General features: G+C 68.6%; 16 protein-coding genes and 1 pseudogene. 11 read left to right on the top strand and 6 right to left on the bottom strand.

The annotated features are described in order from the left end of the window. The first annotated feature begins 89 nt into the window (after window positions 1-89). Window positions 90-884 (top strand): IS5 family transposase, encoded by a 795-nt coding sequence (locus ACVV2G_RS18710; RefSeq protein ID WP_453843961.1) that lies wholly within the window; start codon window positions 90-92, stop codon window positions 882-884. Here the strand turns inward: ACVV2G_RS18710 and ACVV2G_RS18705 are convergent. Then, a complete protein-coding gene (locus tag ACVV2G_RS18705; protein ID WP_453843858.1) occupies window positions 832-1,383 on the bottom strand; it encodes a hypothetical protein in 552 nt (183 codons plus the stop codon). The two genes, ACVV2G_RS18710 and ACVV2G_RS18705, sit on opposite strands and share 53 nt — an antisense overlap. A gap of 136 nt (window positions 1,384-1,519) precedes the next feature. On the opposite strand from ACVV2G_RS18705, the gene ACVV2G_RS18700 reads away from it, so the two are divergent. The 5 genes from ACVV2G_RS18700 (at window position 1,520) to ACVV2G_RS18680 (ending at window position 10,349) form a co-directional block, all read left to right on the top strand. Beyond that, window positions 1,520-7,096 carry a DNRLRE domain-containing protein gene (locus ACVV2G_RS18700; protein WP_453843857.1) on the top strand — a complete coding sequence of 1,859 codons (5,577 nt, stop codon included), beginning with the start codon at window positions 1,520-1,522 and terminating at the stop codon, window positions 7,094-7,096. A 112-nt stretch (window positions 7,097-7,208) separates the two neighbouring features. After that, a complete protein-coding gene (locus ACVV2G_RS18695) occupies window positions 7,209-7,496 on the top strand; it encodes a hypothetical protein (RefSeq protein ID WP_453843856.1) in 288 nt (95 codons plus the stop codon). A 200-nt stretch (window positions 7,497-7,696) separates the two neighbouring features. Next, window positions 7,697-9,382, top strand: coding sequence for an ISAzo13 family transposase (locus ACVV2G_RS18690; protein WP_453843855.1), 1,686 nt, complete (start codon window positions 7,697-7,699; stop codon window positions 9,380-9,382). Between the two features lie 224 nt (window positions 9,383-9,606). After that, window positions 9,607-10,137 carry a WhiB family transcriptional regulator gene (locus ACVV2G_RS18685; RefSeq protein ID WP_453843854.1) on the top strand — a complete coding sequence of 177 codons (531 nt, stop codon included), beginning with the start codon at window positions 9,607-9,609 and terminating at the stop codon, window positions 10,135-10,137. Next, complete coding sequence (locus ACVV2G_RS18680) at window positions 10,134-10,349, top strand: helix-turn-helix domain-containing protein (protein WP_453843853.1); 216 nt, start codon at window positions 10,134-10,136, stop codon at window positions 10,347-10,349. The genes ACVV2G_RS18685 and ACVV2G_RS18680 overlap by 4 nt, the downstream gene beginning before the upstream one ends. A 37-nt stretch (window positions 10,350-10,386) precedes the next feature. Here ACVV2G_RS18680 and ACVV2G_RS18675 read toward each other — a convergent pair whose 3' ends face one another. Further along, the gene (locus ACVV2G_RS18675; protein ID WP_453843852.1) at window positions 10,387-11,424 is read right to left on the bottom strand and encodes a tyrosine-type recombinase/integrase; all 1,038 of its coding nucleotides are present in this window, start codon (window positions 11,422-11,424) and stop codon (window positions 10,387-10,389) included. Between the two features lie 713 nt (window positions 11,425-12,137). Here ACVV2G_RS18675 and ACVV2G_RS18670 point away from each other — a divergent pair. Continuing rightward, window positions 12,138-12,560, top strand: a complete 423-nt coding sequence (locus ACVV2G_RS18670) for a VOC family protein (RefSeq protein WP_453843851.1) — start codon at window positions 12,138-12,140, stop codon at window positions 12,558-12,560. Between the two features lie 73 nt (window positions 12,561-12,633). Here the strand turns inward: ACVV2G_RS18670 and ACVV2G_RS18665 are convergent. Continuing rightward, window positions 12,634-13,080 (bottom strand): annotated as a pseudogene (locus ACVV2G_RS18665) (STAS domain-containing protein); the annotation flags it as partial. A 219-nt stretch (window positions 13,081-13,299) separates the two neighbouring features. On the opposite strand from ACVV2G_RS18665, the gene ACVV2G_RS18660 reads away from it, so the two are divergent. The 4 genes from ACVV2G_RS18660 to ACVV2G_RS18645 all read left to right on the top strand — a co-directional run bounded on the left by ACVV2G_RS18660 (window position 13,300) and on the right by ACVV2G_RS18645 (window position 16,675). Continuing rightward, window positions 13,300-13,908, top strand: coding sequence for a DUF421 domain-containing protein (locus ACVV2G_RS18660; protein ID WP_453843850.1), 609 nt, complete (start codon window positions 13,300-13,302; stop codon window positions 13,906-13,908). Window positions 13,909-14,201: 293 nt separating this feature from the next. Beyond that, window positions 14,202-15,248 carry a glucose 1-dehydrogenase gene (locus ACVV2G_RS18655; RefSeq protein WP_453843849.1) on the top strand — a complete coding sequence of 349 codons (1,047 nt, stop codon included), beginning with the start codon at window positions 14,202-14,204 and terminating at the stop codon, window positions 15,246-15,248. Between the two features lie 27 nt (window positions 15,249-15,275). Beyond that, complete coding sequence (locus tag ACVV2G_RS18650) at window positions 15,276-15,785, top strand: gluconokinase (RefSeq protein WP_453843848.1); 510 nt, start codon at window positions 15,276-15,278, stop codon at window positions 15,783-15,785. A 437-nt stretch (window positions 15,786-16,222) separates the two neighbouring features. After that, window positions 16,223-16,675 carry a DUF4383 domain-containing protein gene (locus ACVV2G_RS18645; RefSeq protein ID WP_453843847.1) on the top strand — a complete coding sequence of 151 codons (453 nt, stop codon included), beginning with the start codon at window positions 16,223-16,225 and terminating at the stop codon, window positions 16,673-16,675. 246 nt (window positions 16,676-16,921) lie between these two features. Here ACVV2G_RS18645 and ACVV2G_RS18640 read toward each other — a convergent pair whose 3' ends face one another. The 3 genes from ACVV2G_RS18640 to rhaS all read right to left on the bottom strand — a co-directional run bounded on the left by ACVV2G_RS18640 (window position 16,922) and on the right by rhaS (window position 19,498). Further along, window positions 16,922-17,950: a LacI family DNA-binding transcriptional regulator gene (locus tag ACVV2G_RS18640; protein ID WP_453843846.1), complete on the bottom strand. Its 1,029-nt coding sequence runs from the start codon at window positions 17,948-17,950 to the stop codon at window positions 16,922-16,924. Between the two features lie 77 nt (window positions 17,951-18,027). Then, the gene (locus ACVV2G_RS18635; protein ID WP_453843845.1) at window positions 18,028-18,348 is read right to left on the bottom strand and encodes an L-rhamnose mutarotase; all 321 of its coding nucleotides are present in this window, start codon (window positions 18,346-18,348) and stop codon (window positions 18,028-18,030) included. A 64-nt stretch (window positions 18,349-18,412) separates the two neighbouring features. After that, window positions 18,413-19,498: a rhamnose ABC transporter substrate-binding protein gene (rhaS, locus tag ACVV2G_RS18630; RefSeq protein ID WP_453843844.1), complete on the bottom strand. Its 1,086-nt coding sequence runs from the start codon at window positions 19,496-19,498 to the stop codon at window positions 18,413-18,415. Window positions 19,499-19,555: the final 57 nt, after the last annotated feature.

Here is a 19,555-nt window from a genome sequence, read left to right as displayed (position 1 = left end):
ACTCGGCAGCACCATCGTGTGATTGCCTCGCGCACGTGTACGGCAACGCGGCCGACCATCCGGAGCGGGTGCGCCGGTATCCGTCGGACATGACGGACGCGGAGTGGGCGGCTATCCGGCCTCTGCTGCCGGTGCCGGGCTGGTTCCAAGGGCGGGGCGGACGGCCTGAGGGCTACTGCCACCGCCAGCTGCTGGACGCGATCCGCTACCTGGTCGCGGGCGGGATCTCGTGGCGGGCGCTGCCCGCGGACTTTCCCGACTGGGGCCGGGTCTACGCCTTCTTCCGCCGCTGGCGCGAGCACGGGCTGATCACTGAGTTCCACGATCGGCTGCGTGGGAGGGTCCGTGAACGCGAAGGTCGTGAGGCCGAGCCCACGGCGGGGATCATCGACGCGCAGTCGGTGCGGGCCGCCGCGACGGTGCCGTCCGCCTCACGCGGCTACGACGGCGGGAAGAAGGTGCCGGGCCGCAAGCGGCACATCGTGACCGACTGCCTCGGCCTGCTCCTGACCGTCGCGGTCACTGCCGCGAACATCGGCGACCGGGACGCCGCGGCGGGCCTGCTGGCCCGGCTGCGCGGCTTGCACCGCGACATCACCCTCGTCTGGGCCGACGGCGGCTACACCGGCTCCCTCGTCGGCTGGTGCCGGGACAAACTCGCCCTGACGTTGGAGATCGTCAAGCGCACCGACGACATGACAGGGTTCGTGGTGCTGCCGAGGCGGTGGGTGGCAGAGCGCACGTTCGCATGGTTGATGAACTCCCGCCGTCTGGCCCGGGACTACGAGACGTTGCCGGCCAGCAGCGAGGCGATGATCCGGTGGTCGATGGTCACGCGGATGAGCCGGCGTCTGGCACGACCACGGGCCGCCGGCCAGCACTGAATGCCCCCGACGCCTCCAGGAGGAGCCACCCGCGCTCCGCCAGGCGCCGGGCTTTCGACCGCAACCCCTCGACCTTCGCCGGTGTCGCCCCCAGGCCCAGCTCCACCGCGATCTCCTTCGCTCGAAGCGGCCCGTGACCCATAGACCGCTGCTGTTCCAGCACGCCCACAATCCGCTGATAGTCCGGCGCCAAAGCCGTCACCGGCAGCCCTTCCCGCCAGGGCGGCACCGTCGAGCCGGGCACCGGGGCGAGCGACGGTGCCGCTTCCTCCTCCGCCTCGGTCGTGGTCACGGCAGTGGACTCGGCCGCAGATACTGCCAGGGCCTCGATCAGTTCCTCCCGCGCGATCACCCGCCGGTCCAGCTCGATCTCCGCAGCCTCCAACACCTCAGCCAACCGCGCAACTTCCTCCCGCAAGCCCTCCACCCGCACGCGGGCAGCCGCCTCTCGCTCCTCCAGCATTCCCAGCACCGACGCCACCGCGCACCCCTCGACCATGAAGCGGACACAAGACGTCGCGATGCCTCCCTCAACCCGAGCGAAACCATGCCTGACCAGCAGGAATCAAGGGATCACGTTCGGTTGAGATACGGCTTCTAAGGGCCTGAAGGCCAAGCAGCAGGCAGACGGCAGCGTGCTGTTCACCGACAAGAAGAACAAGAAGCAGGCCCTCATGCCTGCGCCGGTGATGTGGGACTCCACCGTCGATGAGCGTTCCGGCGAGCACACCCGCCGGGTGCCGGTCGCAATGAAGGTGTTGGCCAGCGGCTCCAGCGTCGACCTGGTGATCACCCCAGATGCCGAGTTCCTCGCCGACCCGGCCACGAAGTACCCGGTGACGGTGGACCCGTCGACCTCCGCTCTGGCCAGTGTCTTCGACACCTACGTGCAGCAGGGCGAGACCCGTGACTGGTCTACGGATGTCGAGCTGGATCTCGGCAATCCCGGCACGAAGAACGCCGACGGCACCCCGCGTACCGCGCGTTCCTTCATCTCGTGGAACACCGCGTCGATCGCCGACGCGCTGGTGACGGATGCCAAGCTGTCGCTGTGGAACTTCCACTCCGGCAACACCGACTGCAAGGCATACCCGTGGGAGGTCTGGTCCTCGGGCGCTGCTTCGACCTCGTCACGATGGACCGCACAGCCCGCCTGGACGGCGAAGAAGGCCACGTCGACGGAGACCAAGGGCAACCCGTCGTGTACCTCGGCGCCCGATGGCTGGATCAACGCCGACGTCACCGCCCTGGTCCAGGAATGGGCTTCCGGCAAGGCCGCGCGCGGGCACATGGGTCTGCGCGCGACCAGCGAGACCGTGGTCGAGCAGTGGAAGCGGGTGAACTCGGCCAATGCTGCTTCCAATCCGCCGAAGCTGGTGGTCAACTACAACTACCGGCCGCGCACCGGGACCAAGCAGGAAGCCGGACCGCCGTACTACTCCTACAGCGGCGCCTACATGGTCAACACCACCACGCCGACACTGCGTGACACCTTCATCGACGCCGACGGGGACAAGGTCAACGGAACCTTCCAGATCTTCGACAGCGCCACCAACGCCCAGGTCGGCAACGCCATCGTCTCCCCGTACGTGCCGTCCGGCCAGCCAGCATCGGTGACCGTGCCGTCCGGTGTGCTGACCAACGGCAAGACGTACAAGTTCCGCACCTCGCCGTATGACGGTGCGCACTACAACGTCGGCTGGTCGGCGTGGAAGACCTTCACCGTCGACACTAGCGCTCCCTCGGCCCCCACGAAGATCACTTCTACGGATTACCCGACGAACGCCTGGGTAAAGGGCGCGGGCCAGTCCGGCACCTTCACGGTGACCCCGCCCGCCACCGACCACAACTGGCTGGAGTGGTCGCTGGACGGGGTGACGTGGACCAAGGTTGCGACCGGCGGCTCCGCTGCGGACAAATCCATCAGCGTCGTGCCGCCCAGGGACGGGACCCAGACCCTTCAGGTCCGCTCCGTCGATAAGGCAGCCAACACCTCGGACGCCACCGAGTACACCTTCCATGCCGGTCCGGGCGGATTCGTTCAGCCCGCTGACGGTGAGCGCACCGCGCGCCGGGTGCCTCTGGTCGCCGAGGCGGACGCGAGCAAGTACGCCCAGGTGTCGTTCTCCTGGCGTCGCTCCGCCGCGGATGCATGGGTAAAGATGCCAGTTGGCCATGTGACGGTCGGCGGCCAGCCGCTGTCCGCCTGGCCTGTGCCGCTGGCCACTGGCCAGAACGCACCGCTCGTCTGGAACGTCACCGACACGGTCACGCCTGACGGCACTGTGCAGGTCAAGGCTGACTTCACTGGGCCGAACGGAGCCTCCGGGGCCACCCAGCCGTTGACCGTCGTGGTGGACCGAAATGCCGACGGCGCCGCGACCTCGGAAGTCGGTCCCGGTTCGCTCAACCTTCTCACGGGTGACTACACCCTGTCGGGCAGCGATGTCTCGGTGCTGGACATGAGTGTCACACGCAGTGCTTCCTCGCGTACGCCCACCGGTGGAGCCGACCAGGAAGGGCAGGCCGCGATCTTCGGCAAGGAGTGGGTAACGGGCACCGCTGCCCAAGCCGTCGAGTCCGACTACTCCGAGATCCGCAAGACATCGGGCACCTCGCTGGACGTCGTGGCCTCCGACGGCGGCACGGTTTCCTTCACCGCCAACGCGTCCAAAACCGGCTGGATCCCCGAACCCGGCGCGGAGAACCTGACGCTTAAAGGCAGCCTCGCCACGGGTGACCTCACACTGTCGGACACCGAAGGCACCGTGACCACGTTCAGCCGGGTCGGCACCGCCGGCACCGCGTGGGCCGTCAGCCGTTCCCTGGTCGACGGACAGGCCAACTCCACCACCGAGGTCGTCTCCGAGTCCGTGACCGTGAACGGCAAGGTACTCGCCCGCCCCAAGCGGATCATCGCAGCGACCAGCGCCGTCACCGTAGGCACATGCGAAGCCACCCCGGCCACCAAGGGCTGCAGGGTACTGGAGTTCGTGTACGCCTCCTCGACCACCGCGACGTCCTTGGCCTTCGGGAACTTCAAGGACCAGGTGGCCGAGATCCGGGTGTGGGCGACCTCGCCCGGTGCGGCTTCCTCGACGGCGACCAGCGTCGCCAAGTATGCGTACGACGACGCCGGGCGGCTCCGCGAGACCTGGGACCCACGGATCTCGCCGGCACTCAAGACGGCGTACGCCTACGACTCGGCAGGCCGTGTCACCGAGCTGACCCCGCCCGGCCAGCTGCCGTGGACCTTCTCCTACGGCAAGGTTGGCAATGACCCGGTCGCCGGTGACGGCATGCTCCTCAAGGTCAACCGGCCCACGCTGAAGGCGGGGTCGGCCGACGAGACAGACGGCAACGTCGCCCAGACCACCGTCGTCTACGGCGTGCCGCTGACGGGCACCAAGGCTCCCAAGGCGATGGGCGCTGCCGACGTGAGAGGCTGGGGCCAGCTCGACGCGCCCACCGACGCCACGGCAGTGTTCCCCACGGACGCACGTCCGTCGTCCAACGACGGCAGCGCCCTGAGCTCCGCGGACTACCGTCGCGCCATGGTCTCCTACCTCAACGCCTCCGGCCGCGAGGTCAATACCCTGGACCCGGCCAAGAATGTCACCACCACCGAGTACGACGAGTTCGGCAACGCGGTCCGTGAGCTCTCCGCGGCCAATCGCGCACTCGCCCTGGGGGCCACGGCTGCGGAAAGGGCTGCCCTGGCGGACCTCGGCATCGGCAGCCTCCCGGCCGCCGAGCGTGCAGAGCTCTTGTCGAACCGCGGCATCTACAGCGCCGACGGCTCGCGGGAGCTGGAAACGCTGGGGCCGCTCCACCGCGTGGTCCTCGAGACGGACCTGAAGGACGGCACCACCACGGTGGCAGCCGCGGGCGACCAGCTCATGGCTCGTCACCGCGCGGTGATGGAGTACGACAACGGACGCCCTACCGACGGCACCGCCACCGTTTCCGACAAGGTCACCAAGACGACCGAGGGCGGGCAGCCGCGCAACTGGCCGACGTTGATGGCCGACGCCCGCGTCACCCAGACGGTCTTCGACTGGGCCAAGGGCCAGCCCACCAGCACCATTCAGGACCCCGGCGGCCTGGCCATCACTGAGAAGGCCACCTACGACGCGGCCGGCCGGCAGATCAGCCGCAGCCTGCCCGCCTCCACCGGTTCGGACGCCGGCACCCTGATCACCGAGTACTACACCGGTGATGGCACCGGCGTCTGCGCGGGCCGACCTGAGTGGGCCGACGAGGTGTGCCGCACCCGGCCCGCCGCCACCATCACCGGAGGCGGCAGCAACCCGGCCGAGTTGGTCACCACTCTGGCCGAGTACGACCGCTGGGGCGAAACCTCCAAGCTCACGGAGACCGCAGGCGGCAGTACCCGCCTGAAGACGACTGAGTACGACGCGGCCGGCCGCGCCAGCAAGGTTGCCGTCACCGGCGGCCTCGGCACCGCTGTCCCCGCGGTCACCACCACGTACGACGCGACCAGTGGCAAGGCAGCCACCATCACCTCGGCCGACGGCGGCACGATCAGGAAGACCTACGACAAGCTGGGTCGCCTGCTCTCGTACACCGACGCCGACGGCGGTGTCACCACCAGCACCTACGACGCCGAGGGCCACCCGCTCCAGGTGAGCGACAACGTGCCCTCGAGCACCACCTACGGCTACGACACCACCAGCGACCCCCGCGGTCTGCCATCCACCATCACCGACTCAGTGGCTGGCACCTTCACCGTCAGTTACGACGCCGACGGCCAAGTGCAGACCCAGAAGCTGCCCGGTGGCTTCACCATGCGCCAGACCACCAACCCGGCCGGCCAGCCGACCGAGCGCACCTACAGCCGCGACATCGACGGGGCGGTCCTCTTCTCCGAGAACCTGCTGCCCACGGTGCACGGCCAGCGCGCCACCTACACTGGCTCCGCCGGACAGACCGCCAACCAGACCTTCACCTACGACAAGGCAGGCCGACTCACCAAGACCGAGGACGACACGGTCGACGCCGTCTGCGTGACCCGCAGCTACACCTTCGACAAGAACTCCAACCGCAAAACGCGTGCCACTGCGGCCGCCGCACCCGGGCTGGAGTGCACCACCAGCGGCGCTACCACCACCACCCACGCCTACGACAGCGCCGACCGGCTCGTCGACAGCGGCTACGGCTACGACGCCTTCGGCCGCACCACGACCGCGCCCGGCACCACGCTCGCGTACCACAACAACGACCTGGTACGTCAGCAGACAGCCGGTTCCGAGCGGCAGACGTGGTCCCTCGACTCCCAACTGCGCTTCCGCGGGTGGACGGTCGAATCCAACGCCTCCGGTAGCTGGGCCCGGACACAGTCCAAGCTGAACCACTACAGCTCGGACGCCGACAGCCCTCGCTGGATCGTCGAAGACACCACGAGCGGAGCGCTCACCCGCAACGTCAACGGCTTCGACGGAAACCTGGCAGCCACCACCACCAAGACCGGCAGCACCGTGCTCCAGCTGGTCAACCTGCACGGTGACGTGGTGCTCCAGCTCCCGACCGCGAGCGGGCAGGTCGCCACGGTCCTGACCACGGACGAATTCGGCAACCGCACCGAAGGATCGAGCACGGTCCGCTACGGCTGGCACGGCGGTCAGCACCGCTCAGCAGAAACACGCACCAACCTCCTGCTCATGGGCGTGCGCCTGTACAACCCGGCCACCGGCCGGTTCCTGACCGGCGACCCGATACCCGGCGGTAGCTGCAACGCCTACGACTATGCCTGCGCCGACCCGGTCAACAGCGACGACGTCACCGGCTGCGCCACCTGCCGGGTGCCCAAGCACGCGTGGACCGGCCGTAGCTTCACCAAGGTCCTGCGGACCACCCGGTGGACCTACGGCAGTTGGCAGAACTACAACTATCACTGGGGCTGGGACGTCGTCAGCGGCGACTGGGGTCCGCTGCCGATCACCGCGTGGAAGCGCCAGTACCGCTACCGCAAGCAGTACGTCTTCAAGTGCAAGGTCGTGGCCTGGTACGGCTGGGGCAAGCAGAAGATCCTGGCCACCCACGAGACCCGCTACCAGTACTCCTACCGGGACCGCACCACCTACCGGATAGCCTTCACCGGCAAGAAGTGGACCCGTACCGGCGGCTGGAGCTGGGCTCGGACATCACGGACCTACGTCTCCAGCTATCGCATCGTCTACACCAAGGGATGATGCCTGAGCACTGACCGATCGGGGTGGGGTGCACGGCACCCCACCCCGAGCCATCGTCGACGATCTACAGTGTGCAAGCCGACCTCGCCACCGCCCGACAGGAACCCCCCCAATGCTCTTCGCCGTCGCCGCCCTCGGCATCGCCCTGTTCGCCTTCACCCTCTGGGGCTCCGTCACCGTGTTCCGGATACGGGACCTCCCCCGGTGGCGCCGCTGTCTTCCGCTGGCCCTCCTCTTCGCCTCCGCCATTGCAAGCCTCCTGCGTGCCTTCGGCCTGCCGGAAGTGGCAAACGCAGTGTCCTTTCCCTTCAACGCCGCTGCCATCGTCGTGGCGCTGACGGAAATCCGGGCCGCACGGCAGCGCCGAGACCTGGCCAAAGCACAGCACACCAGTCGTTGATCAACACATCTGAAGCTTCCCCGGGGAGGATCGTCCGGTTGCAGGCGCTGGTCGCCTGCCCTCGAGAGGCGACGACCTTCGGGCATCCGTGCCCCTGAGCTGCCCCGGCTGGCCTCCCCCAACCAGCCGGGATCTCGCTTGGCTAAGGGCTCGCAGAGAATCAAGGTGTTGCTTCCCGTGATGCGGCTCGTTGTTGTGGTATGAGCGTCTCTGACGAGGTTCGCAGTCAACTCGCCATGAGATTCGAGGTGTTATTCCCGCACCTCGACGAGCGACAGCGGCGGCTGATGATGGGGGCCGAAGCCCGGATCCTGGGCCACGGCGGTATCCGGGCGGTCGCGCGGGCGGCCCGGGTCAGCGAGACGACGGTCCGCAAGGGCGTGGACGAGCTGGAGACCGGCGAGGAACCCCTGGGCCGGGTGCGCAGGCCCGGTGGTGGCCGGAAGAGGTCCGCGGATCTTGATCCGGGGCTGCGGCCCGCGCTGCTGGCCCTGGTGGAACCCGACGAACGGGGTGATCCGATGTCGCCGCTGCGCTGGACGGTGAAGTCGACCAGAAACCTCGCGGCCGAGCTCACCGGTCAGGGGCACCGAGTGAGCGCGGACACGGTCGGGGACCTGCTGCGTGAGGAGGGCTTCAGCCTGCAGGCCGGCGCCAAGACCCTCGAGGGCAGGCAGCACCCGGATCGCGACGCCCAGTTCCGCTACATCAACGAGCAGGCCAGAGGACACATGGGCGCCGGCCAGCCGGTGATCAGCGTGGACACAAAGAAGAAGGAACTCGTCGGCGACTACAAGAACGCGGGCCGCCAGTGGCGGCCGGCCGGTGAGCCGGCCCTGGTCAAGACGCACGACTTCCCGGACCGGCAGGGACCGGGCAAGGCGATCCCCTACGGAATCTATGACATCGCCGCGAACACCGGCTGGGTCACCGTGGGCACTGATCACGACACCGCCGCGTTCGCCGTCGCCTCCATCCGCCGCTGGTGGCAGGCCCGGGGCCGGCACGACTACCCGGCCGCCACCCGTCTGCTGATCACCGCGGACGCGGGCGGGTCCAACGGCTACCGCACCCGCGCCTGGAAGACCGAACTCGCCGCCCTGGCTGCCGAGACGCACTTGGACATCACGGTCTGCCACATGCCGCCGGGCACTTCGAAGTGGAACAAGATCGAGCACCGGCTGTTCTCCCACATCTCCATGAACTGGCGTGGCCGCCCGCTGACCAGCCACGACGTCATCGTGAACAGCATCGCGGCGACCACCACCCGCACCGGGCTGACCGTCCACGCCGAACTCGACCCGGGCACCTACGACACCGGCATCAAGGTGACCGACAGCGACATCGACGCTCTGCCCATGCACCGGCATCGTTTCCACGGCGACTGGAACTACACCCTCCACCCCCGACCTCGCGACACCACCAGCGCAGCCACGACCCCACCACCGGCCGGTGCCCCGTCCCCACAGCCCTGCGCCGGGTGTCTGCGCAACCCGGAGCTGACCGGCATGCCCGAACCGGCGCTGGACGAACTCATCAGCCAACTGGCCGGGAAATTGGATGAGTTACGTGAGCAAGGACGGCTCCGGCAGCGAGGAGGCCAGCGCATCCGTGCCCGGGGCGCTGGGGCCAAGGACAAGCTGACCACCGCCGACAGAGTCCTGGCCACCGTGCTCTACCTGCGCAAACTCGGCACCCGCGACCTCCTCGCCCAGCTCTTCGGAGTCAACACCAGCACCCTCACCAGGGCCGTTCACCAAGTCCAGCCCCTCCTGGCCGAGCAAGGCTGCACCATCCCACCTTCGACAGCCAGATTCCGGACACCTGCTGACGTCACCGCGTTCCTCGCCAACAGCAACCCCACGAAGATCAAACCAACATGTTGATTCTCTGCGAGCCCTAAGAGAAGCGTGGCGGATAAGCCTGCGGGCGGAGGCATTCCGTCGACCATGGTCGACCAACAGGGGCGGGCTCGAAGGCGCGGCGAGGCCAGCCAACATAGCCGACGATTGCCGGTTAGCAAAACCGGCGTATGTACGGATGCTTGTGTCTCTGCCGACCGCCTCGGGTCGACAGGTTGCACGTAGGCATCGAACAGGAAGCGCCAGTGATGAGCGAAGAACGCCCCGCTATCAGGGCTAGAGGGGACCAGACCTGGCAGCAGCGCGCTGCATGCGCCAGGGCAGTTGAGGTGATGAGAGACCCTGATCTCTTCTTTCCCAGCCCGGTCGCGAACGACGAGCATATTCTGCTCGCAAAAGAAGTCTGCTCATCCTGCGCAGTGAGAAAGACGTGCCTTGAAGCGGCGTTGGAATGCAGAGACGCTGCCGGCATACGAGGCGGTCTGACGGAGGCGGAGCGTCGGGCAGTCCGGCAGAAGTTCGACCTGCGGTGTGATCCCGCTAGAGTCGCGGCAGCGCTGGCTGGGAGAGATGTACATCTCACCAGAAGGGAAAAGCAGGAACTGATCCGGTGGGCTGTAGCTTCTAACACATCGACTCTGCTGCTCGCCAGAGTTCTCAAGGTTTCTGAGGCGCATGTGCAGAAGCTGCTCCGTCTGGAGCGTCGTACCGACGTCGATGCTGACGGATCGGCAGGCACCTCAATCACTGGGCAAGCCGCCCTCGAGGCAGCAGCATGAACGGAGATGGGCTGGATCGAGAAACTCGGTATGAGACGAGGCGTCGGTACGTGGGAGTAGACGAAGCAGCGTCCTACCTCAGCGTTAGTCGACGTTGGATGTATCGGGACTCTCAACGTCACGGAGTACCACGGTACTACTTCGGTGGAAAGCTCAGATTCAGAGTTGACGACCTGGATAGTTGGGCTCGTCAGCAAAAGGTCTTCTATTAATAAAGGGGGGGCGGGTGGAGTACCGCCCCCCTTCGTGCTACAAGCCCTCGTTCAAGAGCTTCGCAGCGCGCCCGATCGATGCTGGCATGAGGTGCCGGTAGATCTTGAATGTCATGTTGATATTCCTGTGTCCCATCCATTCGGCGACATCCGTGATGGGTATCCCTCTGGCCAGGCAGTTGGATGCGAAGAAGTGACGCAGGGAGTAGGTGGTGAATCTCCTGGTGATCCCTGCTCGCTTCTTCGCGGCGCTCCATTGATAGTCGAGCGTCGTGTGTGCCCAGTAGGAGGAGCGCTGGGTTCGCAAAAGGTAGCCGTTCGTGTCAGTGAGAGGTACCCGCTCACGCGTCTTCCCTTCAATCTGTTCGGTGATGCGGTAGACGTCGTCGGCGACCATCCGCTCCGTGTTTGCGGCGTATGCCTCCCCGTTGCGGAGACCGCAACCGGACATGAGGTCGATTACGAGCCCGAGGCCATCGTTTGCGGCGGCCTTGAGGGCGTGGATCTCGTCCAAGGTTGGGATGGTGATCTTCCGGGGGATGTACTCGGGCGGGATGACTCCCTCAAAGGGGTCCTCGGCGATGCCGCCGCGGCGTCGCGCGTCGAGAAGGATCTTCTTCAGGGTGTCGAAGGCGTTCTGTTGTGCTGCCAGCCCGACGGAACGTTCCTCCATCGACATGATGAAGTCGTCGACCACCGTCGCCGTGAACGTGTTGATCCGCCGGGACTCGAGCACGGGCAAGATCTGGCGGTCGAGTACCTGCTTGACCGTGCGTACGCTGCCAGCCGCGTAATGACGCTGCCGCGTCAGCCAAGCGGAAGCGTAGTGCTTGAAACGTTGCTTGCCGATCTCACGCTTGAGGTCGGCTTGGGCGCGAGGAGTGGTCCGTTTCTCTTCGTAGACCTTGGTCAGTCGGTCGAGCGCCGTCTGCTGTGTCGAGTACCCAGTCTCCTCGCGTTGGCGTCCGGCGGCATCGCGATAGCGAATGATGTACGGGTGGGCGCAACGGTTCTGGCGGGCGCAGGCGCAACTCTTGAAGAAGCTGCCCATTCCGCGGACGAGCTGGGTCGCCAAGTACACGTCTCCTGACTCATGCTGGGAGTTTGCTGACCAAGTGCCTCCGAGCATGGTCGTGACCTGCGGCCGCGCCAAACTACGGGACGTTGATGAGCATCCTCATGGGTACCTCCTGGGAAGCCTGACAGGCCAGTCACTGACCTGCGTCTTTGCTGTTCAGAGTGGGTGGGAGCGGTTCTCGGTCCTGGCGTTTCGTGACGGCTCGAAGCGGGTTCGTGCGGTACTGACGCTGACTCGACACTGTCCTTTGTGACGGCTCGTCAGGTCGGCCGGACGGTTGGGTGCGGCCTGGTCGGGATTCCTGCTGTGGGCAGTATCGGCCTTGCGGCAGCGAAGGTCACGCGAGCTGGGCATGGGCGCGCCCCGGTCCGTCAGGAACCGTGCGGTTACGGCCGCACGCCGTTGCCCTGGCGCGCCGCTTGCCGGCGCCGCCGGCACCGTTCCGGCAGCGGCAGGACCGCCACCGACGGCGCCCAGGCCAGACGCCGGACAACCCCGGTTGACGTCAAGGTCGACGTCGATCCCGAAGGGCAGTCCGTTGGGGTCGGTGTGGCGAGCTCGGCGATCTGCCGTTCGAGGTGTGGGACCCGGTGTATTCGGGTTCCTCTGTAGGAGCACTGATCAGAGCTCCGGGGTACCAGGGGGGTGGTTCGTTCCGCCGGTGGCCGGGGCTCTGGGAGGTAGTGGCCTTCGGGCCTACGATGAGCGGCATGGTGCCTGATGTCTCTCCGTCCTCCGTATGGCCGGTCCTGCACTACGACGACACGAGGGTGGCGCTGCGATTCCTGGTCGACGTGCTGGGGTTCGAGCAGGTGGTCGCCGCGCCGGATGAGCACGGCGGGGTCGGGCATGCTGAGCTGCGGTGGCCCGGCGGTGGTGCGCTGGTGTTCGGTTCGACCCGGCACACGGAGAGCGTGCACGGGCGGATGCGGGCGGGCACCAGCGCGGTATACGTGGTGAGCGACGACGTGGACGCGGTGCACCGGCGGGTGGTCGACGCCGGCGGCGAGGTGGTCGAAGCGCCGCATGAGACCCGGTTCGGGTCGGGTGCCGCGGCGTACGTGTGCACGGTGCAGGACGCGGAGGGCAATCTGTGGACCTTCGGCACCTACCGAGGTCCTTCACCGGAGTAGAGCGCCAGGACGAGACGGGCGGACCCCGGCCGGCTGGGCCGGGGTCCTCTGCTGTGGGCGTGCGGCGCGCAGGTCAGTGGCTGCCCGCGAGTTCGCCGGTGAGCTTGCCGTGTAGGTCGGCACTCGGGTCATTCAGGCCGGTGATCTCGACAGTCTTGCCGCGTTGGGCGTACTTGGTCTCGATGGCGTCCAGAGCGGCCACGGAGGAGGCGTCCCAGACGTGGGCGGCGGAGAGGTCGATGACGGCCTTCTCCGGGGCGCCGGCGTAGTCGAACTGGCCGACGAGGTCGTTGGAGCAGGCGAGGAACAGCTCACCGGTGACCCGGTAGACGACCGTGGAGTGGTCGGGGTCGGTGACGGCGGTGACCTCGGCGAGGTGGGCGACCCGCTTGGCGAGGATGACCATGGCGGTGATCGCGCCGACGACGACGCCGATGGCGAGGTCGTGGGTGGCGACCACGGCGACCACGGTGATGACCATGACGCCGATCTCACCCGCAGGCATCCGCTTGAGGGTCGGCGCGACGGCACGCGCCTCGTCGGCGGTCTCGAAAGGCAGGGCCGGTCGAGCCGGCGGCCGGCCTGACCACGAAGCAGGCCGCGCTCCCGGCGGCAGGCACGGGGCCGGAAGGCGTCCGAGGCGCGGCCGGACGACGCCGAGGTCGCCGCCGACCTGACGGATCCGTCTTCGGACGCGGACTCCGGGGAGGAAACCCTCGCACCGGGTACCAGTGGAACCGTGTTCTTCGATTCCTGGAATGAAATCTTCCGCGTACTCGTCATGGCGGCGCTGGCCTACCCGCTCCTCATCGCCGCGGTACGCGCGTCGGGCAAGCGGACACTGTCGAAGATGAACGCCTTCGACCTGGTGGTCACGGTCGCGCTGGGATCGACCCTGGCCACCATCCTGCTCAACCGGCAGGTGGCCCTCTGGGAAGGGGCCCTCGCCCTGGGCTCGCTGGTGACGCTGCAGTTCGTCACCGCCTGGGCGTCGGTCCGCTTCCGGGGCGTCCGCCGGCTGGTCAAGGCCGATCCGACCCTGCTGCTGCACGAGGGCCGCCTGCTCCACGAGGCGATGCGACGCCAACGGGTCACACCGGACGAGGTGCGCCAGGCGGTCCGCGCCCAGGGGACCGGGGCGTTGGACCTGGTGCACGCGGTGGTCCTGGAGACGGACGGCAGTCTCAGCGTGATCTCCCGCTCGCAGTACGGTTCGGGAAGCGCCATGGACAACGTGCCGCAGGGGCAGGAGCGCCACCACGACGGGGAACGGCAGCCCGTCCGCGAGCACGGTGACCGGCATGGACCCGACCCCGGCGGGCGTCGGCAGGACGCCCCGCGGGAGTGACCCGCGGACCCCGGCACCCATCTGCCGCAGGAGTGACCCTGGACCCCGGCGCCCATCTGCCGCATGAGGGGAACGCGGCATGCCGGAACGCGCGCGTCCCCCGGCCCGAGCAGCGCGCGAGGGCCCGCGCGTCTCCGTGTCCGGAGGAGTCCGGGAAGGACGAGGCCGTGTGGCCGGTGCTGAAAAGGCCTGAGCGGGACACACGTGAACGGGAGACACGTAAAGCCGAGGCGGACGGCAGGCAGCCGCGCGCCCGGCATGAGGCACCGCGTGACGAGAGGATGAGGTGGGCGATGCGTGCACTGACCGTGCGGCCCGGAGAGCAGGATTCCCTGGAGGTACGGGAGGTGCCCGACCCCGCCCCCGCCGACGGCGAACTGCTGGTGCAGGGCTTGGCGGTGGGAGTGTGCGGAACGGACAGGGAGATCGCCCGGGGTGAATACGGGTGGGCTCCGCCGGGCCGCGACTGGCTGGTGCTGGGGCACGAGTCCCTCGGACAGGTGCGCCAGGCGCCGCCCGGCAGCGGCTTCTCGGCCGGTGACCTCGTCGCCGGGGTGGTGCGCCGGCCGGACCCGGAACCGTGCGGGGCCTGTGCCCGCGGGGAGTTCGACATGTGCCGCAACGGCCGCTACACCGAACGCGGCATCAAGGAGATCGACGGTTACGGCGCGCAGACGTGGTGCGTGGAAGCCGACTACGCGGTGAAGCTGGAGCCGGGTCTGGAGCGCGTCGGTGTGCTCATGGAACCGGCCACCGTGGTGGCGAAGGCGTGGGAGCAGGTCGAGCGTGTCGGGGACCGTTCGTGGTTCGAGCCGCGTCGCGTCCTGGTGACGGGAGCGGGGCCCATCGGGCTGCTCGCCGCCCTGCTGGGGACACAGCGCGGACTGGAGGTGCACGTCCTCGACCGGGTGACCGAAGGGCTCAAGCCTGTTCTGGTACGGGAGCTGGGCGCCGTCTACCACGCGGAGGACGCCGAACGGGTCGTCTCCGCCGTGTGCCCGGACGTCGTCATCGAAGCCACGGGAGCGAACGAACCTGTCCTCGCCGCGCTGACGGGCACCGCACCCTACGGGGTGGTGTGCCTGACCGGCGTGTCACCCGCCGGCCGCAGGATGACCGTGGACGCGGGCGCCCTCAACCGGGAGATCGTGCTGCAGAACGACGCGGTGGTGGGCTCGGTCAATGCCAACCTGCGGCACTACCACCAGGCCGCCGAGGCGCTGACACGGGCCGACGCGTCGTGGCTTGAGCGCCTGATCACCCGGCGGGTGCCACTGGAGCGCGCGAAGGAGGCGTTCACGCCGCGACCTGACGACGTCAAGGTGGTCATCGAGCTGTAGGCGACACGGTACGAAGGAGGACTCCGGATGTCTCATCACCCTGCTCCCCTGGTCGTCGTCATGGGCGTGTCGGGTTCGGGGAAGACCACGGTGGGCCAACTGCTGGCCCGGCACCTCGGCGTCCCTTACGCCGAGGGAGACGACTTCCATCCCGCACCCAACGTGGCGAAGATGCGAGCGGGCCACCCGCTCGACGACGAGGACCGTCGGCCCTGGCTGGACGAGATCGCAGGATGGCTGGCCGGCCATGCGGACGGCGGCGGCGTGGTGACGTGCTCGGCGCTCAAGCGGAGCTACCGTGCCCGGCTGGCTTCCGCCGCACCGAGTGCCTTCTTCGTCCACCTCGATGGCTCGCCCGAGCTGATCGCCGCACGGATCACCGCGCGACAGGGCCATTTCATGCCGCCCGAGCTGCTCCGTACGCAGTTCGCCGACATCGAACCACTGGGCGACGACGAAGAGGGCGCGGCCATCCCGATCGACGGTACGCCGCGGGAGACGGCGGCTCTCGCTCGTGCCGCCGTCACCTCGGCCTGACGCCCGTGCCACAGTTTGCCGACGTTCCGCCGTCGGGCACGGCCACCACGGGACTCCGGCGGGATACTGCTCCACCGCTGCCGTCTCCGGCAGGAATGGGACGCTCCCGAGCAGCCCGAGCAGCCCGAGCAGCCCGAGCAGCCCGAGCAGCCCGAGCAGCCCGAAGGTCGCCCAACGGCCTGGCCGCCCGCCACCCGACCGGCCCAGGCGGGTGCAGTCGTTCTGCGCCGGTCCGGGGGCGGGGATCGACGGCGGCGGGCGCTCCTTTGCGGCCGGGAGACCGGCTTCCCCGCTTCGGGCGGCGGATGCGGCACGGGAATCTGGGGAGCGGCGACGCTTCGAAGGGTGGAAGGTGGGGCAAGCGAGCGGTGAAGGGCAACCAGTGATCATGCGGGGCGGCTCCGGCCGTCCGCACCATCGGAAGGAGCATCACCATCATGTCCACTCCCCACGCCACCCCCGCGTCCGGCCGGACCAGGGTCCAGACGGCCGCGCTCGCCGTCGGAGCAGTGTTCCTCCTGGTGGGCGTACTCGGCTTCATTCCGGGTGTCACGACCGACTACGACACCATGGAGTTCGCCGAGCACCACTCCGAGGCCAAGCTCCTGGGGATTTTCCAGGTGTCGATCCTGCACAACATCGTCCACCTGTTGTTCGGCCTCGCCGGAATCGCCATGGCCCGCGCGGCTTCCACCGCCCGCGCCTTCCTCGTCGGCGGCGGGGTGATCTACCTGATCCTGTGGATCTACGGTCTGATCATCGACCACGACAGTGCGGCGAACTTCGTGCCGGTCAACACGGCCGACAACTGGCTGCACTTCGTCCTGGGCGTCGGCATGATCGCCCTGGGCGTCCTTCTCACCCGCCGGACCACGCCGACGGCCCGCTGACGCACAGCGGCTCGACGCCCCCGTCGCAGCTTCGTGGCACTGGGCCGATCCGCCGACCGGCTGGCGGCGAGCGTACGACGTGCCGCGTCCGGACGGCTGCATGGCGCTGCTCCACGCGGAGGGGCGGCCGGGCAGTCCGCCGCTACGTGAGCGGCCTGCGCGTCGGACGGCGTGCCGGGCGAGGCCGGGGACCGGTCCTCCGTCGCGGGAGACCTGCCGACCGGTGACCGGCCGTGGGCGCCGTCCTCAGCGCCCGGGGAGGCTCGAGCCGCGCACGACCAGCTCGGGCTGGAGGACCACGTGCTCGTGGCGGTGCTCGTCAGCCCGGTCGCCGGTCTCCTGGAGAAGCAGGTCGGCGGCCATGGTGCCCATGGCTCGTGCGGGCTGGCGTACGGAGGTCAGGGGGACGGTCGCCGCGGCGGCGAACTCGATGTCGTCGTACCCGACGATGGCCAGGTCGTCGGGGACCGTGACCCCGGCCGTGTACATGAACTGGAGCACCCCGAGGGCCAGCAGGTCGTTGGCGCAGAAGACGGCGGTGGGCCGCTGGGCCAGACCCAGCAGTCTGGCCCCCGCATCGCGTCCGGCGGCCACGTCGAGGTGCTCGGTGGGGATCTCCCGCAACGCCGTGGGGGGCAGGCCGGCCCGGGCGACCGCTTCCCGTGCCCCGGCCCGGCGGTCCCGCACCTGGGTCAGGTGGGGCGGTCCGCTGACGAAGGCGAGGGAGTCGTGCCCGGCACCGGTGAGGTGGCGGATCGCCAGGGCACCGCCGGTGACGTCGTCGACCGACACGGAGCAGCCCTCCGTGTCGCCGGCCACCCGGTCCACGAGGACGTAGGGAATCCCGTGCCGGCGGAAGTCGGCCAGGCTCTGCCCACTGGGGTCGGCGGGCGTGACCAGCACTCCGCGCACCCGCTGTTCGGCGAAGTGTCCGAGGTACTCCGCCTCCTTCTGTGCGCTCTGCGCGCTGTTGCACAGGGCGACGGCAAGTCCCGCCGCTCGGGCCGTGCGCTCGGCCCCCCGGGCCAGGTCGACGAAGAAGGGGTTGCCCATGTCGAGGACGAGCACGGCCAGCACACGGCTCCGGCCCGCCCGCAGGTGCCGGGCGGACTCGCTGCGCACGTAGCCCAGTCGGGCGATCACCCGCTCCACATGACGCCGCGTCCGCTGCGAGACGCGCCCGGGCCGGTTGAGCACGTTGGACACCGTGCCCACGGAGACACCGGCCTCCCGTGCCACGTCCTTGATGCCGACGCTGCGCGCGGAGTGCGTCACGTGTGTCTCCTGCTGTTCCGTCCCCGTCCTTCGACCGGCCCGGGGAAACGTCCGTCCTGCGGAGGCGGCACCGCGGGTCACGCGAGGTGGAAGACCTCGGTGAGCGGGCGCATGGCGGCGTCGGGCGCCTGCCCGTCCAGTTCCTCGAAGAACCCCGCCATCTCGGCCTGCCAGCGTGCGTTCACCTCCGTCGCCTCCATGGCCGCCCGGGCCGCCTCGAAGTCCTCGGTCTCCAGATAGCCGACGAGCAGGCCGTCCTCCCGCAGGAAGAGGGAGTAGTTGTGCCAGCCGGCTGCACAGAGCGCGGTGCGCATCTCGGCCCACACGTCCTGATGGCGCTCGCGGTATTCGGCCACCCTCTCGGAGCGGACCTGCAGAAGAAAACAGACGCGTTGCATCGGATCACCCTCGCTTCGAGCGTGGGGCCCCGGCGGTGCCGGGGCCCCACGGCTGTGGTGCGGATCAGAAGTCGTACTGGTCGATGTTGGCCTCGTCGAAGACGGTCGGCTCGCCCGGGGAGACCACTCCGTCCGCGCCGATGGTCATCGTGCCGAGGTCGCCGGCGGCGAAGGTCTCGCCCTCCTTCCCGGTGATCTGGCCGGATTCCAGGGCGACGGCGGCGCGGGCGGCGAGCGCGCCGAGCTTGGCCGGGTCCCACAGCTCGAACTCCTCGACGGTGCCGTTCTTGACGTAGGCGCGCATGTCGTTCGGGGTGCCGAGCCCCGTGAGCTTGACCTTGCCCTTGTACTTGGACCCGGACAGGTACTGGGCGGCCGCCTTGATGCCGACGGTGGTGGGGGAGATGATGCCCTTCAGGTTCGGGTGCTCCTGCAACAGGCCCTGGGTCTGCTGGAAGGACTTCTGGGCGTCGTCGTCCCCGTAGGCGACCTTGACGAGCTCGATGTCCTTGTGGGCGGGCTTCTTCAGCTCCTCCTTCATGACGTCGATCCAGCTGTTCTGGTTCGTCGCGGTCTGCGCCGCGGACAGGATCGCTATCTCTCCCTTGCCGCCGATCTGCCGGGACAGCAGCTCGACCTGGGTCCGCCCGAGGTCCTCGGCGGAGGCCGGGGAGACGAACACCTGGCGGCAGTCCTTGTCGGTGTCGGAGTCGTAGGTGACGACACTGACACCGCCCCGCATGGCCTGCTTGAGGGCGGTGCACAGGGCGCCGGGGTCCTGCGCGGAGACGGCCATGGCGTCGACCTGCTGCTGGGTGAGGGTGTTGACGTAGCCGACCTGGCCGGCGGTGTCGGTGCCGCTGCTGGTGCCGACCTCCTTGTAGGTGGAGCCCAGTTCCCGCAGCGCCTTCTCGCCGCCCTTGTCGGCGGTGGTGAAGTAAGGGTTGTTGACCTGCTTGGGCAGGAAGGCGACGGTGAGGCCCTTCTTGGTCTCGGCCTCGGGGTCGGCCGTGCCGACGGCCGCGCTGCCGCCGTCCTTGGAGGTGTCGTCCTTGGTGGTGCCGCCGCAGGCGGTGGCACCGAGGGCGAGGGCGGTGGCGGCGGCGAGCGCGAGGGTCAGGCGGCGCGATCCGGCGGGAGTACCGAACATGGGCTGTTCCTTTGCTGGGGCGGGGGCGGGGGCGGGGGCGGGGGCGAGGTGAGGCGG

It is taken from the genome of Streptomyces sp. JK94 (genome assembly GCF_053613315.1).
Note: the sequence above shows the minus strand (reverse complement) of the source record. Positions and strands in the feature narration are given on the sequence as shown.